This is a genomic window from Oceanobacter sp. 5_MG-2023, assembly GCF_030548165.1.
Classification (GTDB): domain Bacteria; phylum Pseudomonadota; class Gammaproteobacteria; order Pseudomonadales; family Oceanobacteraceae; genus Oceanobacter.
Genome location: NZ_JAUORS010000012.1, coordinates 101644 through 126923, shown reverse-complemented (window position 1 = coordinate 126923; position 25280 = coordinate 101644). Strand labels below are relative to the sequence as shown.

General features: G+C 54.3%; 20 protein-coding genes. 13 read left to right on the top strand and 7 right to left on the bottom strand.

Annotated features, from left to right (window positions below; translation table 11 throughout):
* The first annotated feature begins 145 nt into the window (after positions 1–145).
* Together Q4551_RS10115 and Q4551_RS10110 are read left to right on the top strand one after the other, a co-directional pair.
* On the top strand, positions 146–1270 hold the full coding sequence (locus tag Q4551_RS10115; RefSeq protein ID WP_303433504.1) for a putative zinc-binding metallopeptidase: 1125 nt from the start codon (positions 146–148) through the stop codon (positions 1268–1270).
* Positions 1271–1360: 90 nt separating this feature from the next.
* Positions 1361–1897 carry a DUF924 family protein gene (locus tag Q4551_RS10110; protein ID WP_303433503.1) on the top strand — a complete coding sequence of 179 codons (537 nt, stop codon included), beginning with the start codon at positions 1361–1363 and terminating at the stop codon, positions 1895–1897.
* Positions 1898–1917: 20 nt separating this feature from the next.
* On the opposite strand, the gene pta is transcribed toward Q4551_RS10110, so the two are convergent.
* From pta to Q4551_RS10085, 5 genes are all read right to left on the bottom strand, one after another.
* A complete protein-coding gene (gene pta / locus Q4551_RS10105; protein ID WP_303433501.1) occupies positions 1918–3969 on the bottom strand; it encodes a phosphate acetyltransferase in 2052 nt (683 codons plus the stop codon).
* Positions 3966–5147, bottom strand: a complete 1182-nt coding sequence (locus tag Q4551_RS10100; protein ID WP_303433499.1) for an acetate/propionate family kinase — start codon at positions 5145–5147, stop codon at positions 3966–3968. Before Q4551_RS10100 ends, pta begins: the two co-directional genes overlap by 4 nt.
* 149 nt (positions 5148–5296) lie before the next feature.
* Positions 5297–6301, bottom strand: coding sequence for a methylated-DNA--[protein]-cysteine S-methyltransferase (locus Q4551_RS10095; protein WP_303433497.1), 1005 nt, complete (start codon positions 6299–6301; stop codon positions 5297–5299).
* 145 nt (positions 6302–6446) lie between these two features.
* Positions 6447–8918 (bottom strand): penicillin-binding protein 1C, encoded by a 2472-nt coding sequence (gene pbpC / locus Q4551_RS10090; RefSeq protein WP_303433496.1) that lies wholly within the window; start codon positions 8916–8918, stop codon positions 6447–6449.
* Positions 8911–13950, bottom strand: a complete 5040-nt coding sequence (locus Q4551_RS10085) for an alpha-2-macroglobulin (protein WP_303433494.1) — start codon at positions 13948–13950, stop codon at positions 8911–8913. Before Q4551_RS10085 ends, pbpC begins: the two co-directional genes overlap by 8 nt.
* A gap of 311 nt (positions 13951–14261) precedes the next feature.
* On the opposite strand from Q4551_RS10085, the gene Q4551_RS10080 reads away from it, so the two are divergent.
* The 8 genes from Q4551_RS10080 (at position 14262) to Q4551_RS10045 (ending at position 20416) form a co-directional block, all read left to right on the top strand.
* Positions 14262–15479, top strand: a complete 1218-nt coding sequence (locus Q4551_RS10080; protein ID WP_303433492.1) for an argininosuccinate synthase — start codon at positions 14262–14264, stop codon at positions 15477–15479.
* 244 nt (positions 15480–15723) lie between these two features.
* Positions 15724–16155 (top strand): hypothetical protein, encoded by a 432-nt coding sequence (locus Q4551_RS10075; RefSeq protein WP_303433490.1) that lies wholly within the window; start codon positions 15724–15726, stop codon positions 16153–16155.
* A gap of 163 nt (positions 16156–16318) precedes the next feature.
* Positions 16319–16975 (top strand): peroxiredoxin-like family protein, encoded by a 657-nt coding sequence (locus Q4551_RS10070; protein ID WP_303433488.1) that lies wholly within the window; start codon positions 16319–16321, stop codon positions 16973–16975.
* Between the two features lie 41 nt (positions 16976–17016).
* On the top strand, positions 17017–17487 hold the full coding sequence (locus tag Q4551_RS10065) for a DUF302 domain-containing protein (RefSeq protein WP_303433486.1): 471 nt from the start codon (positions 17017–17019) through the stop codon (positions 17485–17487).
* A gap of 548 nt (positions 17488–18035) precedes the next feature.
* Positions 18036–18257 (top strand): type II toxin-antitoxin system RelE/ParE family toxin, encoded by a 222-nt coding sequence (locus Q4551_RS10060; protein ID WP_303433484.1) that lies wholly within the window; start codon positions 18036–18038, stop codon positions 18255–18257.
* Positions 18250–18537 (top strand): NadS family protein, encoded by a 288-nt coding sequence (gene nadS, locus Q4551_RS10055; RefSeq protein ID WP_303433482.1) that lies wholly within the window; start codon positions 18250–18252, stop codon positions 18535–18537. Before Q4551_RS10060 ends, nadS begins: the two co-directional genes overlap by 8 nt.
* Before the next feature lie 500 nt (positions 18538–19037).
* Positions 19038–20081, top strand: coding sequence for a YHYH protein (locus tag Q4551_RS10050; protein ID WP_303433481.1), 1044 nt, complete (start codon positions 19038–19040; stop codon positions 20079–20081).
* A gap of 17 nt (positions 20082–20098) precedes the next feature.
* Positions 20099–20416 (top strand): hypothetical protein, encoded by a 318-nt coding sequence (locus Q4551_RS10045; protein WP_303433479.1) that lies wholly within the window; start codon positions 20099–20101, stop codon positions 20414–20416.
* A gap of 191 nt (positions 20417–20607) precedes the next feature.
* Here the strand turns inward: Q4551_RS10045 and Q4551_RS10040 are convergent, their stop codons facing one another.
* The gene (locus tag Q4551_RS10040; RefSeq protein ID WP_303433477.1) at positions 20608–21492 is read right to left on the bottom strand and encodes a LysR family transcriptional regulator; all 885 of its coding nucleotides are present in this window, start codon (positions 21490–21492) and stop codon (positions 20608–20610) included.
* A gap of 140 nt (positions 21493–21632) precedes the next feature.
* Between Q4551_RS10040 and Q4551_RS10035 the strand changes: the two genes are divergently transcribed.
* A complete protein-coding gene (locus Q4551_RS10035) occupies positions 21633–22406 on the top strand; it encodes a ferredoxin--NADP reductase (RefSeq protein ID WP_303433476.1) in 774 nt (257 codons plus the stop codon).
* A 9-nt stretch (positions 22407–22415) separates the two neighbouring features.
* Here Q4551_RS10035 and Q4551_RS10030 read toward each other — a convergent pair whose 3' ends face one another.
* A complete protein-coding gene (locus tag Q4551_RS10030) occupies positions 22416–22991 on the bottom strand; it encodes a MarR family winged helix-turn-helix transcriptional regulator (RefSeq protein ID WP_303433475.1) in 576 nt (191 codons plus the stop codon).
* Positions 22992–23160: 169 nt separating this feature from the next.
* Here Q4551_RS10030 and Q4551_RS10025 point away from each other — a divergent pair, with 169 nt between their 5' ends.
* Positions 23161–24018 (top strand): DMT family transporter, encoded by an 858-nt coding sequence (locus tag Q4551_RS10025; RefSeq protein ID WP_303433473.1) that lies wholly within the window; start codon positions 23161–23163, stop codon positions 24016–24018.
* Between the two features lie 160 nt (positions 24019–24178).
* Positions 24179–25270 carry a phospholipase A gene (locus Q4551_RS10020; protein WP_303433472.1) on the top strand — a complete coding sequence of 364 codons (1092 nt, stop codon included), beginning with the start codon at positions 24179–24181 and terminating at the stop codon, positions 25268–25270.
* Positions 25271–25280: the final 10 nt, after the last annotated feature.

The following is a 25280-nucleotide window of genomic DNA, read 5'->3' as shown; positions in this document are numbered from 1 at the left end:
TTTCGCTGCATTCGTCGCCTTGCCCTGAACAACGGCAACACTCGCGCAGAGCCGTGCAGGATTAAATAGATGTCCCCTGTAGGGACTGCATCGATAATAATCAACGGATCAACCGGTTTTCCACCAGGGTTGTCAGGAATTATCCATGAAACTGTTTCAATGCTCGAAGTGCCAGCATGTTCTGTATTTTGAGAATACACGCTGTGAACGTTGCAAGAGTCCATTGGGATATCTGCCCGAACTGGAGCAGCTGGTACCGCTGGTGGCTACCACTCAGAAAGATATCTGGGAAACGACCGCAATGCCAAGTGCTTCTTGGCGGTATTGTGAAAACCATCAACAAGATGTGTGTAACTGGTTGATTGCAGCGGACGATCCGGATGAATTGTGTTCCGCCTGTCGTCTGAACCGGCATATTCCCAACTTATCCGATAGCAGCCATCACGAGGCCTGGCGAGCGCTGGAAGTGGCCAAACATCGGCTGGTGTACAGCTTGTACCGTTTTCATTTGCCGTTGGCCAGCAAGCTGGATCAACCCGACAGTGGCCTGGCATTTGATTTTGTGGATGAAGACGGGCACTTGCCAGAAGGAGTGGCGGCGACCACTGGCCATGCCGAAGGGCTGGTGACGATCAATATCAACGAAGCGGATAACGTCGAGCGGGAACAGATGAGGGAAGATATGGATGAGTCCTATCGCACCCTGATCGGTCATTTTCGTCACGAAATTGGCCATTATTATTGGGAGCTGCTGGTGCAGCCAGATGATGAGGTATTGGCTCGTTTTCGCAGCTGTTTTGGCGATGAACGGGCGAACTACGGTGAGTCCATGGCGCGTTATTACCAGGAAGGTGCTCCGGCTTCATGGCGCCAGCAGTTTATCAGCGCCTATGCGACCTCACACCCATGGGAAGACTGGGCCGAGAGCTGGGCGCACTACCTGCATCTGATTGATATGCTGGAAACCGCTTTTGCGTTCGGGTTATCGCTGGCCCCTGCGGTGGACGAATCGCCATCCGGGGAATCACTGCTGAGCACCGAGGCAACCTTTGACCCTTATTTGCAGCAGGATTTTGGCACTATTCTCGATGTGTGTTTACCAGTGACCTATGCGGTGAACAGTCTGAATCGCAGCATGGGGCAGCCGGACGTGTACCCCTTTGTGTTATCGGATGCCGTGGTCGCCAAGCTGGCTTTTATTCACGAATTATTATGGCACTGGCGGCAGGCAACGCCACAGGTGACGGTTACCCGGTCTGGCAGTGCGTGAATTCAGGTACTGCAAACACAGGAACCGCAAGGCCGTAAAGGCATCCAAAGCAAGACCACGAATATTCAACCCACCGGGAGGTATAACAGGATGTTTTGGGAAGTCATTGATTTCTGGTTTGAGGAGACAGAACCAACGCAGTGGTTTGCTAAAAATGCCGCGTTTGATGAGCAGATTCGGCAACAATTCGCAGTCGTGCACCAACGGGCCTGCGCCGGAGAATTATGGCACTGGCGTCGCGAGCCTCATGGCCGGCTGGCCGAAGTGATTGTGCTGGACCAGTTTTCCCGCAATCTGTTTCGGGACAGTCCGCGTGCCTTTGCCCAGGATGGCATGGCACTGGTCATGGCGCAGGAGGCGGTCCAGCAACGGGCTGATCTGGAGCTGAACACAATACAACGCAACTTCCTTTATATGCCGTTTATGCACAGTGAATCCTTGCGGGTGCATGACGAAGGTGGGCGCTTGTTTGCGCAAAACGGTATCGAAAATACACTGTTGTTCGAGCGCCGCCATCGGGAGATTATCGAGCGGTTTGGGCGCTATCCGCATCGTAATGCGGTGCTGGGGCGAGAATCGACCGAGGCTGAGTCCTTGTTTTTACAGCAGCCCGGCTCGTCTTTTTAGCCGGGCTGCTGGTCCTGCGGTCAGATTTGTGTCGCCTGAATGGCCGTTAGAGCAATGGTATAGATAATATCCTCAACCGTTGCACCTCGAGACAAGTCATTGACCGGCTTGGCCAGCCCTTGCAGCATAGGGCCAATACTGATCACCCGGGCACTGCGCTGAACGGCCTTGTAGGTGGTGTTGCCGGTATTCAGATCCGGGAAAATCAGCACCGTCGCCTTGCCTGCTACCAGACTGTCTGGAGCCTTGCTTTTGGCGACCGCCGGGGTTGTGGCTGCATCGTACTGTAATGGCCCGTCCACCAGAATATCGGCCCGCCGCTGTTTTACCAGCGCAGTTGCTTGCCGTACCTTCTCGACATCGTTACCACTGCCAGAAGCTCCGGTGCTGTAGCTGATCATGGCAACTCTGGGTTCAATACCCATGGCGGCCGCAGAGTCGGCACTCTGGATGGCAATATCCGCCAACTCTTCGGCATTCGGGTCCGGGTTAACGGCACAATCGCCGTATACCAGCACCTGATCCGGCAACCCCATAAAAAACACGGACGACACCAGTCTGGCACCCGGTGCGGTGCGGATCAGCTGTAACGCCGGGCGAATGGTATTGGCGGTGGTATGCACGGCACCAGAGACCAGCCCATCAACGTCCTGGCACTGCAGCATCATGGTGGCGAGCACCACGTTGTCTTCCAGTTCAGCGAGTGCGCAAGCCCGGGTCAGCTGTTTGTGCTTGCGCAGTTCAACCATGGCATCGGCGTATTGTTCCCGCAGGCTTTGTGGCGGCAACAACTGCAGATCCTCCGGTAGCACCAACCCTCGTACCTCGGCCGATTGACGGATTGCTTCCGGTTCTCCGAGCAGAATACAGCGGGCGATACCGCGCTTCTGGCATTCAATGGCGGCCTCGATGGTGCGCGGTTCATTACCTTCCGGCAATACAATACATCGATTGGCGGCGATGGCTTTTTGCACCAGCGAATAGCGGAAGGCAGCAGGGCTGAGTCGGGTGGCGTGAGGGGCACCAAGGGTCTTGATCAGAGCCTGGGTATCCAGTTCTGCTGCGACACTGGCCATGATGCGTGATACCCGCTCGACATCATCGACCGGCACCTGATGGCTGAGTTGCTGCAGACGCGTGGCGATCAAGGTCAGGTTCTCTGTACTGGTCATGACCGGCAGACCTCCGGCCCAGGCGCTGCGACAGGCTTGCTGGATCGGCTCGCCGGGCAGACTGTCACCTCCCAGGTCGGTCAGCAGCAGGCCAGCCAGGGGCGTTCCGGCAAGACTGACCATGGAGGCTGCCAGGATCAGATCGTCGCGGTCTGCGGGAGTCACCAGCAGAGTACCTGGCTGTAACTGCGGCAAGGTGTGGCTCAGGGAACCGGCCCCAAGCAGAATACGGGCAACCCGACGCTGGCTGAGTTCACCTTCATTCAACAGGCTGGCACCGATGGCATGGCAGACATCACAGCTGCGCGGCTGCGTCAGCTCCGGGTTCCAGGGAATGCGGCCAAAGCAAGGAGGGAGTTTGGCATCAATACTGACCTGATGGCTGCTATCCGCCTTGTTGATGATATGCCCCACCACATTGACATCGGCAACACGGAACAGGCCGGATTGTAATTGCAGCTCGTGCTCAATCTGGTCGCCGCTGTGATGGTGGCCACTGAGTACCAGCAAGACATCCGCTCCCAGGGCTTTGGCCATATCAACATTCAGCCGGGCGGTGTATGGCTCGGTGCGGTCGGGGACAACACCTTCGATCACCACCACATCCGGCTGCTGCTGGCAGGCCTTGGCATGCAGGGCCACCACATCTTCCAATACCCGGTCGGTCTGCCCGGTATTGATACGCTGCTGTACTGTATCCAGAGTCATGGAATCCGGAGTTGTTAACCCCAGCACCGAGCGCACCAGCGTAGTGGAGCGTTCTGGCTCGTGAGATGCGGGAGCAACGGGTTTCAGAAACGCGGTTTTAACGCCCAGGGTATCCAGCGCATGTAACAGGCCGAGGCTGATACTGGTCAGACCGGCATCGATGCCGGTAGGGACAATAAGCAGATGAATCATTGGCTGATCAACTCCCGTGTGTCATTGGCAATCATGGTTTCTTCAGAGGTGGGAATCACCATCACCAGCGGGCTGTCTGGCTGGCTGATACGGCCTTGCTGGTCGCCGTGCTGCTGGTTCAGCTGTTCATCGAGCCGGAATGGCATGCTGAGCCACTGGGCCAGAATACGCTGGCGAATATCACTGGCATGCTCACCGATACCACCGGTAAAAATCACCGCATCAATATGTGGCAAAGAACAGGAAAGGGCGGCGAGTTCGCGGGCTATACGGAAGGTGAAGACATTGATTGCCCGTTGGGCACCTTCATGGCCTTCGGCTTCGGATTCGAGCAACACCCGCATATCGTTACCGATACCAGACAACCCTTTGAGGCCGCTGTGTTTATTCAGCGTTGTCATAATCGCTGTCATATCCAGATCCGAATGATCCAGCATATGCTGGGCCAGCCCCGGATCGATATTACCGCAGCGGGTGCCCATCACCACCCCTTCCAGCGGTGTCAGCCCCATGCTGGTATCAACCGATTGCCCATCCCGGACGGCACATACACTGCAGCCATTGCCCAGGTGACTGATCAGTAAATTAAGTGATTCGGCCGGTCTGGCCAGGCGCTGGCTGGCTTGCTCAAGAATGTAGCGATAGCTGGTGCCATGAAACCCATAACGGCGTACCCCGGCGTTTTGATACCACTCATATGGCGTGCCGTAGAGCCAGGTTTGCTCTGGAATACTCTGATGAAACGCCGTATCAAATACAGCCACTTGCGGGGCAGACGGAAACAGCTCTTTGCATAAGTGAATACCAACCAGGTTCATCGGATTATGCAGTGGTGCCAGCGGCGACAAGGTTTCCAGTTCGGCGACGTTATCGGCATTCAGCACAATGCTGCTGTGAAAACGTTCGCCGCCATGAACCACCCGGTGGCCAACACCGGCCAGGTCGTGGAGTTTGCTCCGCGTGGCCTCGATAAAGGCCTGCATGCCTTCCTTGTGGCCAGAGCCAGGTGGCAGGTCGATGCGTACTTCGGGGTCGCCGTGGAGAATCAAATGGGGTTCATCTTCGCCCAGTCGTTCGGCAACACCGGTGAAGGTGGTTTTGGGGCAGTGATCTTCGGGAAACAGGGCAAACTTGATGGATGAGCTGCCGCAGTTGATAACCAATATAGGCTGTTTCATTCGCTGTCCTTGATGATGAGTGAGATCAATAGGGTGATTCAAGCCAACATAATGAGTCATGCTTGACGTTTAAAAATTGATTAGTAACAGGCTGCGCTGTATTTCTTACATTCATTACACAGGTTGGTAGTGACGTGTGTTTGTTTTTGTTACCGGTTAGGCGCCGTGGCGGGGTGAGTATCTGCCATGTAACAAGACTCCCGGGCCAGCATGGCCGCTTTACGCTGGACTCCCCAGCGATAACCGCCGATGGCACCACTGGCCTGGATCACCCGGTGACACGGGATCAACCAGGCCACCGGATTGGCCCCCACCGCCCCGCCCACGGCACGGCTGGCGTTGGGATTACCCAGCGCTGCCGCCAGCGCACCGTAAGTGGTACGTGACCCACTGCCAGTTTCCAGTAATGCGCGCCAGACACTGACCTGAAAATTGGTACCACGCAGCAAGAGCGGAACCGGTTGCTGCTGCGATAACGTCTGCGTTTGTAATGGTTGAAACACATAATCGAGAAGACGGCTGGCGGCGTGATTGTCTGCCACTAGCTGCGCGTTAGGCCAGCTGCCCGATAAACGCGCAAAGGCCGCATGGTGATCGGCAGCGGTCGGGTGCTGGCCGGTAGTCATTGGCGTTGTCGTAAGAAACGTCAGCTGGCAGATCCCGCGGTCGGTCCAGGCGATAAACGCCTCGCCAAACAGTGTAAAACCACGGCCATAACGGATCTGCAGCTCTGCTCCCATGCGTTTGAAATCACCGGGTGTCACGGCCTCGATGGCAACAAAATGATCGTAAAGACGGGATGGACTGCTTAACCCCAGTGCCAGGCTGGTATCCAGCAGACTGTGATGATCGAGCAGCAAGGGTTTTGCCTGTTCGGTGGTGAGTGTCTGCAAAAAACGTTTGGGCGATACTCCCGCCCAGCGCTGGAACAGTTTCAGACAATAACCTGGGCTGAGCTGTAGATACGCCGCCAGGGCATCAAGGGTTGGCTGTTCCGTTACATGCTGCTGCAGATAATCGATCGCGGCGGCAATACGGTGAAAATCACGGCTTTGCTGCTCGCCAGCGTATGGCTCGGTACCCTGGGCAGAGCGTTGGGTGGCAGGTTGAACAGAGCGCTGTTGTAGCAGAGAAAACGCTGGTGAGTTGCTCATGACAATCAGTCGGGTAGTGGTATCAACCTTCAGGATACCCGGCTGTCTGAGTGGCAGCGACCCGATTGTGGCTCTTTATGCCTGACAGCTTGTGCCTGATCGTCAGTTGCGCAGCCTGCAAACGTTTGTCTTTGGCGCCACGCCACTAATCCGCATAAACCGTTATACGATCGCTGTTACCTTCGTTATCAATCAAGACGATTTGTTGCGCGCCAGCGCGGCGTAAAGACAGGGTCAATGGCTGCTGTTCGGTGCTGCTGCCCCGGTATTCACCATTGATATACCAACTGCGGGTGCCAACGCCGCCATTCGCGCTGAGGGTAAGGCTGGGGAGTACATGTTCCCCGGCCGGGTTGTTTTGGCTGGCGCGGATATGTTCGCCGGGTTCTATCCCTGTGATTTGCAGCTGGCGTTCGAGTCGTAAAGATGATTCACAGCCAGGTGCCGGTGATGGGAGTTGTTGGCTGAGACGCTGCGAGGCGGGAATCCAGGATTCCAGCATGATTGGCCACAGGGCTAATGATTGTAAGCGGGTTGGGGTGCCGCTGCGGTCGCAGTGAGCGTTGACGCGTTGGCCATGTTGGTTGACCAGAACGGGCAGAGGGTTGGGAGCACCGGGATTGGCGCTGTCTGGCAAGGTTGGTGGCACCAGTTGGCGAATACTCCAGCCCGTTACCGTGCGGTGGCACTGGTCGTCAGGGGTGTCGCTGAGCAGACGGCCCAGTGGCCAGCAGGCGTCGATGGCCTGTACTGGCGGAGGCGGTTCCGGCCAGCGTGGCCGGCGATCGATCATGGTCATGATACGTTGCAGCGCAGGCATGGCGGTGACGGCCCCGAAATAGCCGGGTGACGGCGTGCCATCCGGGCGTCCAAACCAGACGCCGACGGTGTACTCCGGGGTGATACCAATGGCCCAGCTGTCGCGAAAGCCATAGCTGGTGCCGGTTTTCCAACCGAAGGTGCGGGGCTGGATCACGTCGACACTGCGGGTGCGGTTGGGGAGCGGGTTACGTAGCCAGTCGGCGGTGACCCAGGCGGCTTCCGGGCTGAGTAGCTGGCGGCCACGGTTGGGAAGAGCAATGGGCCGGGTGTTTATCGCTGGGCGGGAAGGCAATGAGTGTGTATGTGCTGCCGATAGCAAGGGTTGTAACGGAAACACCTGGCCCTGATTCATCAGCGAGCTGTAGAGCATGACCAGTTGCCACAGGCTGACGCCACCACCGCCCAGTGCCAGCGACAGATTGGGGCGGGCAGCATCAGGGAGTTGGTAATGGAAACCGGCATTGCTGAGGGCAGCATAAAAACGTGCCGGGGTTAATGCTTCCAGCACCTGTACCGCTGGCAGGTTGAGAGAGTAGTTCAAGGCCCGTGGTGGTGGGACCGGCCCGGAAAAACCGGCCGAGAAGTTACCCGGCTGATAGGCCTGGCGCAGCCGGGGGGCATCGGTTAGCAAACTGGCACCATGAATCAGCCCTTGATCCAGCGCCAGACCATAAATAAAAGGCTTTAACGTTGAGCCAGGGGAACGAATGGCTTGCACCATATCCACATGCCCCAGTCGTTGCGGGTTGCCAAAGTCGGCAGTGCCACTGTAAACGCGGATTTCATGACTGGGATTGTGTACCACCAGCACGGCGGCGGAGTGATGGCGGGGGAATAGCTGGATATCGCGCTGCAACTGACGGCTGATTTCCCGTTGCAGGTCGCCGTCCAGAGTGGTGTGAATCAGCGGTTGTTGCGGATAACGCTGAATCAGATGGCGAGCCAGCAAGGGAGCTTGTTGCGGGGTGTCGGGTTGGCGCGCAAAGACCGGGTCCAGCAGCGCCTGTTGATAGGCGTGCGGGCTGATGGCCTCAAAACGCAGCAGGCGCCGGAGTACTTTATCCCGGGCGGCCCGTGCTCTTTGTGGGTGGCGATCAGGGCGCAGCCGACTGGGCGCTTGGGGTAATACCGCCAGCAAGGCGGATTCCGATAACGACAGTTCAGCGGCGGGTTTGTCGAGATACATCTGGGCAGCCGCTTCGACTCCCTCGATCACGCCGCCCATCGGAACATAATTCAGATAGAGAGTAAGAATTTCTTCTTTGCCCAGTTGCCATTCCAGTTGCAAGGCCCGTAATGCCTGCTGCAGTTTGCCACTGAGGTTGCGGTGGTGCGGATACAAACGCCGTGCGACCTGCATGGTCAGAGTGGAGCCTCCCGATACCACACAGCCACATTGCAGGTTTTGCCACGCAGCACGGGCGATGGCGAATGGATTGATACCGGGATGGTGGTAAAACCAGCGATCTTCGTAGTGCAATACCGAGGCCAGATAGTCGGGGGCAATCTGGTCGAGAGTGACTGGCAAGCGCCAGACCCCCTGGGCATCGGGAAAGGCGCGCAGGGTGCGGCCATGACGATCAACCACCACACGGGAAAACGCTTGTTGATTGTGCTCCGGCAGTTGCAGTGGATAACGCCAGTTCAGCAGCAGTGCCAGCAGGATCAGGAGAGCCGTGCCGGCTCCCAGCCATATGACCCATCGTAACCCGGTCGGTTGTTCAGGCTGCTGCCGGTGTTGGCGCTCGTGCTGCCGGGGCCTGGCCCGGCGTTTGGCGATTGATGGTTTACTCAATGATCAGCCAGTGTGTATTGGCTCCCACCGAGCGGGCTTCCGGATCGTACATATCTTCCAGCAATGGGCCGGGAATACGGTATTTGCCGGGGGTGACAGCACGTACCAGATAAAACACCCGCGCGCTGCGATGGTCGCCGGTTTCCAGGGCGGCGACAAAGCGGTCGTCACGGTATTCCTGATGGATCACACCGTTGTTCTCCGTCCAGTCGGCAACTGAGGTGCCATCGATCTTGATTTTGGCTACCGACAGGCTGTCGAGCAGGTTCTGGTTCTCCAGCTCCAGGCCCGCAGGTAACAGATCGACGGCCAACAGATCCGGGCGATATTGTGTGCTGCTGATCTGTAACTCCACCAGCATCAAATCTCCGGTAGCCAGAGTCAGAGGCTGATCGGTAAGGGCGATGGGTTGACCGTCCTGATGATAGTAGCGGCGCTGGATATCAATATTGTGAGAGCTCCTGGATTGGTTCAGCTCACGGTAGCCTTGCACCAGCAGCTCGGCACTGAATGTCTCGGTGCCGGTGTTGGTGAGGGTTAATCCTGCCAATACGCCCGCGTCACCGGAGTTGAAGTGCTGCATCTGTTGGCCGGTCAGGTCATGGCTGACATCGGCATAACTCAGGTTGGCTTGCCAGTGGTTGCCTTGTTGTGATGATTGCTGCGCTTGCTGGTGTGACGCACGCAGCAGTTGAATACGCTCCTGGGTACTGAGGTAGCGGCGGCTGCGCAGACTGGCTTCCAGCGAGAACAGCAGGTCATCTGCCCACTCGGTATCGAGGTTGTTGGCCATCAGCAGCGCCGCCATGGCGGCCTGATCCCGGATGGCAGAGCCGTAGTCGCCGATGTAGAGGTTTTCTGGTCGTTGTGCTTGTCGGGCCTGTTGCAGCAGCTGTGTTGCCAGTGCCTTGTCGCCGAGCTGTTGGGCTGCCAGGGCCAGATGCACCAGTGCCAACGGGGTTGCGTTGACGGGCTGGGCGTTACTGAGTGAGCGGACATCGGTCAGGGTGATGCGTTGCTGCTGGGCCAGTACATACGCGGCATAGGAGCGATAGATAAAGCGGTACAGCGTGTTGTCTTCGTTCCAGCGTTCGGTGTTATGGCCGCGACCACGAATGTAGTCGTGCAGACGCGTCAGCGCTTTGTCGATGATTTCCTGATCGACATCAAAACCACGGTTTTTGGCGTCAACCAGAAACTGGGTCGCGTAGGCGGTGAGCCAGTGTTGTTCGTAGGCATCACTGGATGACCAAAGGCTGAAACCACCGCTGCTGAGCATTTTTTTGATAATGCGCTGAATGCCGGCTGCCATCGCCTGTTCACGGGAGATGCTGCTGGCGCGCCTGTCGTTCAGGGCATCGATTTGCTGTTGTTCGACAAACAACCAGGGATAGCTGCTGGACACTGATTGCTCCAGGCAGCCATAGGGGTAATGCAGCAGCTGGTCGAGTTGACGGTGTGGATTGAGGTTTACCTGGGGGTCCAGTGTCAGCCGGGTGGAGAGGTAGCGGCTGTCCATGCCGTGCAGTTGCCCGGCAGTCAATTGCAGTTGTTCATTGCTGCTGAGACGGCCCCGGACAAATTCGGAGTAGGCCGGTAACGTCGGGCGGCTGATCAGGGTCCAGCGGCGGTCGATGGGGTATTCCGGTAGCCCTGTGACTTGCATGCGGAATTCAATTTCGCCCAGTGAGATGGTTTCCGGATAGGTTGCCCGGAATGGATAACGCAGCGTCTGTTTTTGTTGGTTGGCCAGCGTCAGGGTACGTGGCTCGGCCTCAAATTCGACCGGGCCAAAGGCACTGGGGGTGACGGTCAGGATCTGGGGTTGGCCACTCAGGTTGGTGACGTCGAGAGCGATATGGGCATCGTCATCCATACCGGCAAACCGTGGCATCGATAGCTGGGTCACAATGGGGGCGGCCACCGTGACTTCCTGTTCCATATGACCAAAAGCATCGTCGGTAAAGGCCACGGCCATCAGCCGCAGACGGCCGTTGAAGTCGGGTAGCTGCAGCGGAATATTGGCAACCCCATTAACGACGTCGACCTTGCCGGAAAACAACGACACGATTTGTACTTGTGAACGGGCCATGTCGCCGCCTCGGGCCATGGCGGCATCACCACCAAAGTTGAGCGTCGCCGGTTGGCTGTTGTTGAAGTCGATCACCTGGCTATAGATATCGAACATATCAACACTGTAGCGACGTGGTTCAAAGAAAAAGCTGAACGGATCGGGGGTGTCGAAACGAGAGATTGATAACACGCCAACATCGACCGCAGCCAGTGTCACCCAGGCTTGTTTGGGCGCTTGCTGTTGCTGGCTGACCTGTAACTCGACGTTGACGGTGCGGTCTGGCAGCCAGCGTTCAGGGACGTTGGACTCAATCGTCAGTTGGCGGTCACTGCGATCCAGAGGCAGGTGAATCAGGCCAATGGCGCGGGTGGGGGTAATACGTTTCTGGCTGTCGGCCGGTTGCAGATGCAACACGCTGACGTAAATATCATGGCGTTTCCAGCTCGGGTCGATCGGGATATCAACATGACCTCCCTGACTACTGAGGTCGACGCGCTTGAGCCATAACAATTGGTCGGCTTCGACCATCACCAGCGCCTGAGAGGTCGCTTGTGGTGACTGTTCCGCTGCAGAGGGTGGGGTAATGGCCAGGCGTGCAACATCCCCGCCCTGATAACCACTCTTGTCCCAGTTCAGCGTTACCTGGCGGGGACGCGCATTGCCATCTTGTCTGCCATACCAGCTATAGCCGGACTGGAATTCCAGTACGGCGGTCTGGCCGCTGTCCGGGTTTTCGACTTCCAGTCGATAACTGCCCCAGTCGACAGGGACGGCAACCGGAGTTGGCTGATTGGCCGATAGATCCACCGCCAGGGTCAGTTCAACAGTGGTGCGCTCTTTTTGTTCGTAGTACCAACCCCGGTCGCTGCTGTAACGCCAGTCGTGATCCGGGTTGGTATTGATCAAGCGTACCTTGACCTGACGGGCGGCCAATAGCTGGTCGCTGCCATCAGTCATCAGCAGTTCAAAATGGGCCAGGCCATTGGAAGGGGCACGATCATCAAACAGTGGGCGAACCCCCACCAATGGCGAGTGAGGTAGCCAGATTTCTTTTTGCCGCCGTACGACTGGTCGGCCACCGCTTTCAAACAGACTGGCGGTAATGGTGATGGCCATCGGTGTGGGCGACGCTGACCAGCTGTTGGTAATGGCGAGATCCACTTTTCCTTGTGCATCCAGCGTGTGTTCAAGCTGTTGCTGGTTATTCCAGTCGGTTTCGGCAGCGTTGCCAAAGACGTAGTCGGACCAGCGTTCAAACGGGTGTAACTCGGGTTGGATATCCAGTGCTGCCTGCAGTCGATTCCCTGCTGCTGGAGCACCGTACAGATACTCGCCCAACAGTGGCACGGTCAGATTGCTGTTACCGTGGTGCAGGTTGGCATCGCTCTGAGTCGCTTCCGGGTGCCAGCTGATTTTCAGTCGTTCCGGCATAAAGTCTTCGACTTTGAAGCGATAGCGGCTGGTGGTGTTGTCGGGCAAGCGGATACTGACCTGCCAGTCGCCGGTCATGGCATCAGCGGCCAGCGGTAGTGACCAATGGTAATAACCGGAGGTGGACGGTGACAGCGTCAGGGTTTTGACTTGTTGGCCGTCGGGGCGAGTGACAATGGCCTTGAGTTTGGGCTGACGAATTTTTTCGCCATCCTGGCCGCGCAGCAAGGCGGAAAACTCCGCGGTTTCGCCTCCTCGATACAAATCACGGGGGCTGTAAATAAACAGCTCCTGCTGATGGGGGGAGCGTTGGCTGAAATGAAAATCCGACAGGTCAATGGCACTGGTTTTCAGCGGTAACAGACTGACCGATTTTCCTTTGCGCACCACCAGTGCGGTACTGTTGGAATTACGACCATGAAGCAAGGTGTTACGAATACTCAGTTGGCCGCTCTGGTTGGTTGTACCCAGCCGGACGGCGGAGCCATCCCTGGACAGCAGTTCCACCTTGGCATTGGCAATTGGCTGGGTGGTTTCCAGGCTTTGCACCAGCAGTTCTGATTGATTGGCGTATTGATGCAGGTGCAAGCCGAGATCGGTCAGGCTGTAATACGTGGTGGCTTGTTGGGAGTCAAAGGTGCCGGGGATATTCATCACGACCAGGTAGACACCCGGTGCCGCCAGCTCGGGAATATCACCAATAGGCAGGTTGATCTGGCGGCGGCGGTTTTGTTCGTCGGTCAGCTTGAAACGGCCTTCATATTTCAGCTCGGCCACCTGTGACAGATACTGTCGGGTCCAGCTGGATGAGCGGATGTTTTTACCAAGATAGAGACCGGCCTGATGCAGTTGGTCATCCTGCATGCGGAAAAAACTGACATTGGCTTCAGGGACGTTTTGGGTAATAACCGGCAAGCCTTGCTGGCTGCTGAAGGCCAATACCCGGCCATCGCTGGCAAACGCCAGACTGGCGGGAGCTGCCTGGGTGTTAACGGTTGCCTTGCTGCTGCTGTTTAATACTGAGCCGTTGATGCCTTTCAAACCGGCGCTGACGGTCAGCTTGTATTGGGTTTCTGGCTCGGCACCCAGCATGTACAGAATGCGGCGATCATCCGACAGCACCCAACTTTTGCTTTTGGAGCTGTTGACGTTGATATATTCATCGAATGCCTGACGGTCGTCCAGTGGTACGGAGAACTGGATATGCACCGTGCTGCCGCCGTCGTAACTGGCTTCGCTGATACGCACGACCGAGAGCGGTATACCGTCGTAACGTTGTTGAATATCATCGGTTGGTATGGCATTGGCGGACTCAACGCCAGAAGTCGGGTCAGAAGTCGAGTCAGAAGTCGAGTCAGAAGTCGAGTCAGAAGTCGAGTCAGAAGTCGAGTCAGAAGTCGAGTCAGAAGTCGAGTCAGAAGTCGGGTCAGAAGTCGGGTCAGAAGTCGAGTCAGCGGTTGCCGTTGGGGCCGCCGGGAGCGTCTCTGCAGCGGCAGCAGCTTGTGCCGGCGCAGAGGTTTCACGCACAGCAGCATTATCTGTTTCTGGTTCCGATTGAGTACAACCGCCGGTGACTGTGATGACAGCCAATAGACCAGTCAGCGCGAGATGAGCGCAAGCCTTGCGCAGTAACCCGTTGGACATTTCCCTTCCCCCAAAAATAATGGGGCGGAATTAAGCCATATTTGCATGTGGGTAGCCAGTGACACCATCACACCAGCTGGCTAAAAGGGCGCAGGGCCGATAGAATGTCGCCCTTTTCTTTTCCCGGTCGTTTCATCCTCATTCTGATTGAAATGCCGGAGCCTTCCCAAGGCTGAATTCATCTGGAGAATTTCATGTCAGACATCAAAAAAGTGGTGCTGGCCTATTCTGGTGGTCTGGATACATCCGTGATCGCCAAATGGCTGCAAACTGAATACAACTGCGAAGTCGTCACCTTTACCGCTGACCTGGGTCAGGGCGAAGAAGTAGAGCCTGCGCGCGCCAAAGCAGAAGCGCTTGGTATTAAAGAAATCTTTATCGATGATCTGCGTGAAGAGTTTGCCCGTGACTTCGTTTTCCCGATGTTCCGCGCCAACACCATCTACGAAGGTGAATACCTGCTGGGCACTTCGATTGCACGGCCATTAATCGCCAAACGTTTGATCGAAATCGCCAACGCAACCGGTGCCGATGCCATTGCCCACGGCGCAACCGGTAAAGGTAACGACCAGGTGCGTTTTGAGCTGGGAGCCTACGCTCTCAAGCCCGGCGTTAAAGTAATTGCGCCATGGCGCGAATGGGAACTGACTTCCCGCGAAACCCTGATGGCTTACTGTGATGAGCACGACATCAAGGTCGAGAACAAAGCCGGTAAAAAATCCCCATACTCCATGGATGCCAACCTGCTGCACATCTCCTACGAAGGGGATCTGCTGGAAAACCCGTGGAACGAGCCGGAAGAAGACATGTGGCTGTGGTCTGTTTCACCGGAAAACGCCCCGGACGAAGCAACTTACCTGACACTGACCTTCAAGAACGGTGATCCGGTTGCCATCGATGGCGTGGAGAAATCCCCGGCCACCATTATGGAAGAACTGAACAAACTGGGTGGCGATAACGGCATTGGTCGTGTCGACATTGTTGAAAACCGCTACGTCGGCATGAAAGCCCGTGGCTGTTACGAAACCCCGGCCGGTACCATCATGCTGAAAGCACACCGGGCGATCGAATCCATCACCCTGGATCGTGAAGCGGCGCACCTGAAAGACGAGTTGATGCCGAAATACGCCAACCTGATCTACAACGGTTACTGGTGGTCGCCAGAACGCAAAATGCTGCAAGCCGCCATCGACGACACTCAAGCCGTCGTTAACGGCGACGTACGGGTGAAACTGTACAAAGGCAACGTTATTGTGGTTGGCCGTCAATCAGAAGGCTCGTTGTTCGATGAAGCCATCGCTACCTTCGAAGACGATGCCGGTGCCTACGACCAGAAAGACGCCGCAGGCTTTATCAAGCTCAACGCCTTGCGTCTGCGCACGGCTGCCAAAAAAGGCCGTGGCATGCTGTAATAGGGTCTGTAGTGGATGACCGCAAGACCAGAAACGGGAGCCTCGGCTCCCGTTTTTTATTGCCTTATGCCAGGCTCGCTCCAGATCAAACGGTGGGTGATGTAGCAAGCAATAAGCAGTAGCAACGGAAACAAGCCCTAAAGCCCGCTTGTGACTGAGAGAATGGGGTTGGGTATTTATAGAACGGCTGATAGAACAGCGGATAGAACGGCTAATAAAAGGGTAAAGGTGAAAGGTGAGTCAGATGAATAGATTGATTGGGTTATTGTTGGTTGTTTTATCATCGGTTTCTTACGCTAAAGACATCGATTCTGCCGCTGGTTTTCTGGCCGATTTTTTATCCGGTCATTACACCCTGGTCGGCAAGGCGGTTAATTCCGATGCCACTTACACCGGAAAAGTCACCCTCTATCAGGAACATGGTGCTCTGAAGGTGAAACGAGCGATCAATAACCGGGTTGTTCTGGCAGATGCAACGCTTGAAAAGTCATTCAGCGGCGATGCCGATGTGCTGAAGATCCAGTTTACGGATAACGGCGTGAACTATAAGGAAAGCTGTCTGTTCAGTGGCGACCTGGATAATTATGCTCGCATCAGCTGTTATCTGTATATGGCGGATGGAGAGACCAATAGCCGTGGACTGGAAACATTTTTTATCGACCCTGTGCCGCGCTAAGCAGTGAACACCCAGCGGCGGATTAACACACCTGCGGATACGGACAGCATTGGATTTACAGCGCCATGGCCCGTTGATATGGTCCGTTGGAATAATTGTTCAACTTTACTGACGCATTGTGGTCTGTACTCTGGCCCAATCCCTTTAGCTTGAAAGGAAAACCATGACCAGTCTCAGACAGCAAACCGACGCCCAGATCGAGAAAACCCGCCAGGCAAATCCTGTGTTTATGCAAGCCATTGAAGACGTGCTGGAATCCGCCCGGCGCTTTGAAGCTGGCAGTGAGGCCATTGCCGTCGGTCAGACAGCTCCCGATTTCAGCCTGCCCAATGCCAGTGGTGAACCTGTTTCACTGGCTGCCTTGTTGGCCAACGGGCCGGTGGTGATCGCCTTTTACCGGGGCAGCTGGTGCCCTTACTGCAACCTGGAATTACGGGCATTGCAGGCTCGGCTGGCAGACATTCATGGATTGGGTGCAGAGTTGATCGCAATCAGCCCACAAATGCCGGATGAGTCGTTAACACAGCCTGAACGAGGTGCCCTGGCCTTTCCGGTATTGTCGGATCAGGATGCCCTGGTGGCTGCTCAGTTTGGTGTGGCCTGGCAAGTACCGGATATCATTCTGGAGCATATGCGGGTCGATCGAAAACTGGATCTGGCCGATCTTAACAAGGGTAATGGCAGCATCTTGCCGATTCCGGCGACATTTGTACTGGATCGCCATGGGGTGGTGGCTTGGCAGTTTGTTGATGTCGACTACCGCAAACGTGCCGAGCCAGAGGATGTGGTTGCCGTACTGCAACAGCTGGCCGGTGAATAATCCCATGGCATGTTATCGATGGCTTAACAGGACCTATCAACATGATTAAATCAGTTTCAATCAGCCTGCTACTGGTGGCTGCGACATTTTCGACGACCACACAGGCTGCCGACGCAGCAGCGACTGACAGCCTGGTTCGCTATGAAAGCCGTTATTCGGTCGCTGAAACCGCCGACCGGTTTGAGCATATCGTCAAACAAAAAGGCCTGACGTTATTTACCCGGATAGATCATCAGAAAAATGCCCGTGGCGTTGACCTGGAGCTGAGGCCTACCGAAGTGATTATTTTTGGTAATCCAAAAGTCGGGACCCTGCTGATGCAATGCGCCCAGGATATGGCGATTGATTTACCGCAGAAAGTGTTAATCACAGAGGATGCCGATAATAAGGTCTGGCTGTCTTATAACAACCCGGAATATTTGAAGAAACGTCATCATATAACGGGCTGTGATGCGGTCATCGGTAAAATATCCGGTGTACTGGGCGCACTGTCACAAGCGGCGGTTCAGTAAGTATCAGCGATAGAAAAACATGCATGCGCGTTTTTGTGTTACTCGCTGTGCTCAAACATTAACACAAAAACACTCCGGCTTTGGCGCAGCTGAAGCGGGTGTTAGTACTACAACCCCATTTATTGATGATCTATAATCCAATGGATTACAATAAAGTCTATGCAGACAATTGTAGAGCTCCATGAATTCCAGAAACGCTCTGAAGGCTTACTCAAGCCTGATGAAAAGTCGAGCATTATTAATTACTTAGCATCTCATCCTCAGTCCGGTGATCTTATGCAGGGTACTGGAGGGGGCATCTATTTAATCCGGTGCTCACTCTGGGCTACCGGATGGTTTCGAATCACGAAGCCGACTTGCAGGCCTGACGGGTCAAGTCAAAAGTCGGCGACACCGAGTCGAGATCATCCGGCAGCCCCCGAAGGGCGCGGGTTGCCGCCGTCCAGTGCGGTGTTGACGAATTTGAAAAGGACTCGTCATTTCGCTGCATTCGTCGCCTTGCCCTGAACAACGGCAACACTCGCGCAGAGCCGTGCAGGATTAAATAGATGCCCCCTGGAGGTATCAGGAAGCTTCGATGGTCTGCTCAAGGAAAGGGGAAAAGTGGTGGAGTCAGAGTGATTTACTACTATCTCAATGGCGAGATTCCACTCTTTCTTTTAACGTTTTTTGGCAGGGGCGAAAAAGCTAATATCAACAAAGCCGAACGCAATGAACTTGCTAAGTTAACTCAACTTTTACTCAAGCACTATGGTGGTTCAAATGGCTAGCGCTTTCTCAAGTATCAAACAGGGCTTATCCGAGGCAATTGAGTTTTCTGAGGGTAAAGTTAAAAAAGCCATCGTTCACGAGTTTGGCCCGGTGGATGTAAAAAATATTCGGGCAAAGGTTGGCATGTCTCAAAATGAATTCGCATCTGCCTTTGGTATTAGTGTAAGTACGCTTCGCCATTGGGAGCGTGGTGACCGCACTCCACAAGGCCCGGCATTGGTTTTGCTTAATGTAGTCGCCAAAGAGCCTGGTGCTGTTCTTCGAGCTTTGGCCTCTTAAAAAGTGCTAACAAGCATATCAAATTCGCGGATCTTCCCCGTTTTAACAGACGCTAGCGGGGAACTGGAAATGCAGCCAGATTTCTAAACTGGATAGAAGATATATTGAACCAATAATTCGTGCGGACACTTCTTGCCAACTGAGCATTCTCAAGGAAAATTACTCGCTATGCTCCCGATTTTCCGGTGAGTAAGGCGTTATGTGAATCAGTATTCATAGTGGTGTCAGCCGGGGCCGTTGTGACCAAGCCATCCCAGAAAACAGATTGGGGTGGCGCAGGTACTTTGCTTATCCTGACAGTTATCTTTGGGAAGTAGCGTATAATCTGCTGTTTTGGGTCGGGCCATCAGATGAACAGCCTGTATAACAAACCGCAGAAATACGCGGGAAAGTCAGGCCTTCGGACGCCCTTGTCAGGGTGTTGCTGTGCTCTGTGTTATGCCGCCAACAGCGTTACATATGCTAGCCTCAAACGGTAAAGAAATACCAGGAGTAACGGAATGAAGTTTATAAACGCCTCAAGGCTTAGCCAATATATAGCCTTGCCTTTTGCTTGTACTTTCTTATTGGTTGCATGTGACCGTTCCTCTATAGAGACCGAGAATTCAGATTTAAATAATGAAAAGACCATAATGACGCAAGGTCTGGATATTTCTTTATTTAAAGATGAAGCATTTATTAAAGATCCTGAAATAGTCGATTGCGAAACAAACGCTGGCACCAAAACCACTTGTTACAAGTTAGTCTCATCAGGTGGCCCCGCAGGGCGTGAGCCTGGTGATTTTTGCCCAAGAAATATCACTGATGGGGCTGATGTATCGGGTGGCTGGTTTAGTAAAGATGGAGCCGGGGATCTGGTTGATTTAAGCGGGGAATTTATTGCCAATCTGGCAAGCTATTATGATGACCCTAATTGGAAACTCTATGATCCAGAGACAGGTAAAGTACGTTATACCGCGACAAAAGAGGCGTGTTTTGGGGCTGCAAAGCCCGATGTAGAGGAACAATACAAACAAAACTGTATCGAGTGTGAATTGGCTTACCTTGATGATGATTTTTCACGCACATATCTGATTCCTACCCAGCCTATCCAGGCTGCCAAGCCTGAACGTGTTCGAACCGTAGGTATTGCACTTGATGGAGCTGAGCTTGCAGGGCCTGCTCCGGTTGATGCTATTTTAGGAAGCTACACCATTGCTGCCTTTGATGATTGCGGTGGCCACATCAATGCACATCAATGGTATCATTATCATTCAACAACAGGTTGTACCGATACGCCGGTTAGTGATGACGGATATGCGCCACTGATCGGTTATGCGCCTGATGGCTATGCTATTTACGCTATGCTTGATGCCCTGGGTAATGAGGCTGAATCGCTCGATGAATGTCGCGGCACGAGCGACTCTGTCCGTGGATACCACTATCGTGCCGCCAGCCCTAGTGAAAATATGATTATTGGTTGTATACGAGGTGAGTTTGTCCTGCCTGAAGGCGGCCCTCGCGATGGTCAACGTCCACCACCTCCACATGAAAAACAACACTAATAAATGAGGTTGATTTGATGAAAAACAATTTATTCAGCATCTCTATTTTGTTGTTATCCAATGCGATGTGTTCCTGGGCTTATGCACATTCACTTCCACTCAACAGTATGGCGATAGAAGCTTGCCAAGCGAAAGAAAAATCTCAAGATTGCCAATACTCAGGTCATCATAATGATTTGTATATTGGCACCTGCCAATTAGCAACGGAAACAAAGCTTATTTGCGTAAGAAATAAACCAATTCAAAAAATTGAAGATGATATGGTGAAGCTCGAAGTAAATAAGAAAATCGAAAATTCCAATGAGCATAACCAGCAAATGCAAACGACACAGTAAACTGCGCGGCTGATTTGGGCGTTATATCCCATGCCGGGAGCTATGGAAACCATAGCGATCATTCTCTTTCTATCGTTTATCGGATTGGCAGCACTGTATCTGTGTGTCGCACGGCAGAAAGTGCTGCCCCGCCGGATGCAGGTGGTTATTAACGAAGCCAGCCAATGGCTTGACTGAATAGGGCTTGAAGGTCAGTCCAGCGCTGCATCACACAGTGCCAGCCAGGCAGTCAGTCCGGCGGTTCTGAATTTCTTTTTGTGCAATACGATGTACAGGTTGCGGCCAAAGTCCCGTTGGGGAGTACTGACTTCGCAAAGGTCGCCACGGCGAAAATTATCTTGCAGTGCAATACGCGATAAACAACTGATGCCCAAACCAGCCTGAACCGCCCGTTTAATGGCTTCAGTGTGTTCCAGCTCCATGGCAATGTTCAGATGGGGCAGCAAGCCGTACATTCCGCGGTCAAATGCTTGCCGGGTGCCAGAGCCTTCTTCTCGCAGAATCCAGCGTGCTTGTTGCAGCTGGTTATCTTCGGCCTGTTCTCCCTGGGCGAGAGGGTGGGATGGGTGGCAAAACACGACCAGTTCATCGGTTTGCCAGCGGCGGATATCCAGTTCGGGCTGGTTGATTTCCCCTTCGATCAGGCCGATATCCAGTTCAAAATTCAGTACCTTGTTGACGATATGTTCGGTGTTGTCGACGGTGAGGGTGACTTCGGCTTCCGGGTGTTGCTGCATGTAATCGGCGACCATGCGGACCGCGAGGTAGTTGCCGATGGTCAGGGTGGCGCCAACCCGTAATTTGCCGGTGCCCTGGTGTTGCAGCAATTTGTTTTGCAGCGCCATGGCCTGCTCTGCGAGTGCCATGGCTTCGGGCAGCAGCAACCGCCCTTGTTCATTCAGTTGCAAGCGTTTGCCAACCCGGTCGAACAGTTTGAGGTCAAACTGGGACTCTAGGTCTTTCAGGGCACTGGATGCGGCGCTTTGGGACATCGCCAGGTGATCGGCAGCGCGGGTGAGATTACCGCTCTGGGCAATGGCTATAAATACTTCCAGCTGGCGCAGGGTGTATCTCATCTTCGGTATTTCCGATTATAGATATTTGAACTCCTTGTTTTACCGAAAAGTGGGCTGGCAGTACAGTGTGACCATCAATTAATGCACAACGGGTGGTTTGTACCCGTGCAGCCAACGCCATTTATCGCGAGAGAGTCATCATGAGTAAACTGATCAAGGAAACCGTCACCAGCGTGCACCACTGGAATGAAACATTGTTCAGTTTTACCACCACGCGTCATCAAGGGCTACGTTTCAAGAATGGTCACTTCACTATGATCGGTCTGGAAATTGAAGATAAGCCGCTATTGCGGGCGTACAGTATTGCCAGTGCCAATTATGAAGATGAGATGGAATTTTTCTCCATCAAGGTGCAAGACGGCCCGCTGACTCAGCACCTGCAAAAGCTGGCGGTGGGGGATGAGCTGCTGGTGGGGACCAAGCCGGTCGGCACCCTGATTGCGGATAACCTCTTGCCAGGCAAGAACCTGTATTTGCTGAGCACCGGCACCGGGTTGGCGCCGTTTATGAGCATTATCAAGGATTACGAGGTTTATCAGCAGTTCGATAAGGTGATTTTGACACATGGGGTGCGGCAGGTAAGTGAGCTGGCGTACAAAGACCGGATTGAAAATGAGCTGCCCCAAAATGAATATTTTGGTGAAGAAATTCGTAATCAGCTGATTTATTACCCCACGGTGACCCGTGAGGCTTTCCGTAACCAGGGGCGGCTGACGGATCTGATTACATCCGGGAAGTTATTTGAGGATATTGGTCTGCCAGCTCCTGACCCGGAAACCGACCGTTTTATGCTGTGTGGCAGTCCGGCAATGCTGAATGATTTGACCAGCATTCTGGAAGGATTGGGATTTGAAGAAGCCCGTGCTGGTAAAGCAGGGCACTTTGTTATCGAACGGGCATTTGTGGAAAAATAGCGAATTTTCTCAAGGCTCGACAACGTTTTCAGACTGCTCCCCCGCTTCTGGCAGTTGGCCCGGTTCGGCTTGTCGATCCGGGCTTTTTTGCGTCTGCTGGTAACAGGCCAGCCATTGACGCAGTAAGGCGTTGAGCTGTTGTTGTTCGTCTTCCTGCAGCAGGCCGGTCAGTCGCTTCATTGTGGCAGCGTGACCCTTGAGTGCCTTTTCTGTGACTATCTTGCCTTGTTCGGTCAGCTGTACCAGCAGTGAGCGGCGGTCCTGCTCACTGGGCAGGCGCTGGATCAGTTTGGCTTTTTCCAGTCGATTCAGGCGATTGGTCATGGCCCCAGAAGTCAGCATGGCACTCTGGAACAGCTTGGTGGGGGTTAGTGTCCAGGGTTCACCACTGCGCAGCAGGGTCGCCAATACATCAAATTCTCCCGCGTTTAAGCCGGATTGTTTATGGCTGTCATTGATTTCCTGACGGAGTAAATGACTGAGCCGGTAAAAGCGTCCCATCAGCTGCATCGGGCCGGTATCGAGGTCGGGCTTTTCTGTGGCCCATTGGCTGGCAATAAAATCGACGTGATCGGGGTGGCTCATGGTGATTCCTCGGCGTGCAGCCGGACAGTCGGTAAAGAAGGTAACAGACGGCTTATTTTGCTGCCTGTGGTGAAGATAGTCGACAGCGAGGGGTGGGTAAAGTATCTTTACCTGAAATATCTTTGTTTGAAGATAAATTCAAAGCTGATTCATTCGGGAACCTGTGTTTATGTTGAAGTACGGCCTTATTGCCTTGATTGCTCCACTGCTGTGGGGCACGACGTACTCCGTTACACAACACTGGCTAAGTGAGGTGGACCCGATCTGGTTGTCGGCTTTGCGTACGTTATTACCCGGCGTGATGTTATTGCCATTTATTCGTATTGCCCCTTTGTTGCTGCGCTGGCGTCAGGTGGTGGTCTTGGGCACGTTTAATATCGCCCTGTTTACCGTCTTGCTGTTTAAAGCGATCCAGCTGTTACCCGGTGGCGTGGCGGCGACATTGGTGTCGACGGTACCGCTACAAATATTGCTGATTCGTTGGCTGCAAGGGCGAGCACCGGCACTGAGGCAGTTGCTGGCGGCGGTCGGTGGTGTTGCGGGTGTGGCGCTGCTGGTGTGGCAGGCTCCGGAACCGCTGAACTGGCTAGGGGTGATGTATGCGTTGCTGGCGGGGTTGTCGATGTCGATTGGTATTTTGCTGATTCCCGTGCTGGGAGCTGGTATTGCGCCCTTGGCAATGGCGACTGGCCAATTCCTGTTTTCTGGCGTGAGTTTGACCGTGTTGGCGTTCATGACTGCTGCACCGTTGCCAGAGATCACCTTACCGGCGGTGTTGGCGATGGGCTGGATCGGGCCGCTTGGGATGGGCGTCGGTTATTTCTGCTGGTTTCGGGCCATGGGGCATATTCCGGTGGAGCGTTTGAGTTTTCTTGGTTTATTGAATCCACTGGTCGCCGTGCTGTGTGGTCTGATGTTGATGGGGGAAACGATGACTCCGACCCAGTTGCTGGGCATGGTGGTGGTGCTGGCGTGTGTTGTGGCGGCCCAATGGCCAGTGAAAAAAGCGGTAATGGCACCGGTGTGAGCGAATTGTGGCAGGTGCAGATGGCAGGTGGTGTCCGTCCGTCATGAAGAATCATGGAGAAGGGAGAGTGGCTGAACTATCCTGTAGCAGTCTCTACTTTCTCGTGGTCGTGCCTGTGATAACAATCCTCCCTGTTGGTATATTTTGCTGTTGGCGAACGTTGGCTCGTGGGCTGTTGCTGGTGATGTTGCTGGGCAGTGCCCGTCTGGCTGCTGAAACCGTGGTGAGCCCATCGGCTGAGGTTGCCGGCACGGAGCTGGCAGACAAGCCCGAGGAGTCCATCAGCGCGTCCCGGTTATGGCGGGATGAGTTAAATGACCAGCAGGAGACTCCGTGGCTGGAAGATGAACCCCTGAAAACAGAAACCGTAGACGTCGAGATGATCTCGCCGGATGAATTCAAGCCGGCGATCCAGAAATATTATCCGCAGATGATACGTAAACGTCAGGTCGAAGCCTTGGCAGCGAACAGTCCTCATGTGTTGTTACCTCATCGGCCTAATTATGTGATGCCACTCACCTATCAGAGCAGCCCGAACAATCAGGAAGTCGAACGCCTGTTCGAGCATTATTCTGCCGATGATACATCGTATGACGGGGGCTTTGATCATGTGGAAGTGGTGATGCAGTTCAGCATCAAGTACGAATTGCTGGAAGGGATTCTGACCAAGCTTGATCGACTTGAAGTCGCCTATACCAACCGCTCTTACTGGCAGGCCTATAACTCCGATATTTCCAGACCCTTTCGGGAAACCAACCACGAACCAGAGATTATCTACTCCTGGCAGCCGGGTATTGACTGGCTGGATCGCGTGGGTATTGGTTTGAATCACCAGTCCAACGGTCAGACCAGTTCGTTATCCCGTAGCTGGAACCGGGTTATTCTCGAAGGGGCATCCGCTTTTTCGCATGGAATCTGGATGGGCAAGGTTTGGTGGCGTATCCCCGAAGGCAAGCAAGCCGATCCGTATGATCCATCCGATAACGATAACCCGGATATTGAAGATTATCTGGGATATGGCGAGCTGCGTTATATGCGGGTTTATGGTCAGCGCTCCGTGGGCATTATGTTGCGTAACAATCTGGATACCACAAACAATCGTGGCGCCGTCGAAATGGATTTTACGTTTCCTCTGACGCGCAAGCTCAAGGGTTTTGTGCAGTATTTTAATGGTTATGGCGACAGCCTGATTGACTACAACCATTGGCAGGAGCGGCTGGGAGTCGGTATCAAGCTGACGGACTGGTTATAATCATGACTTT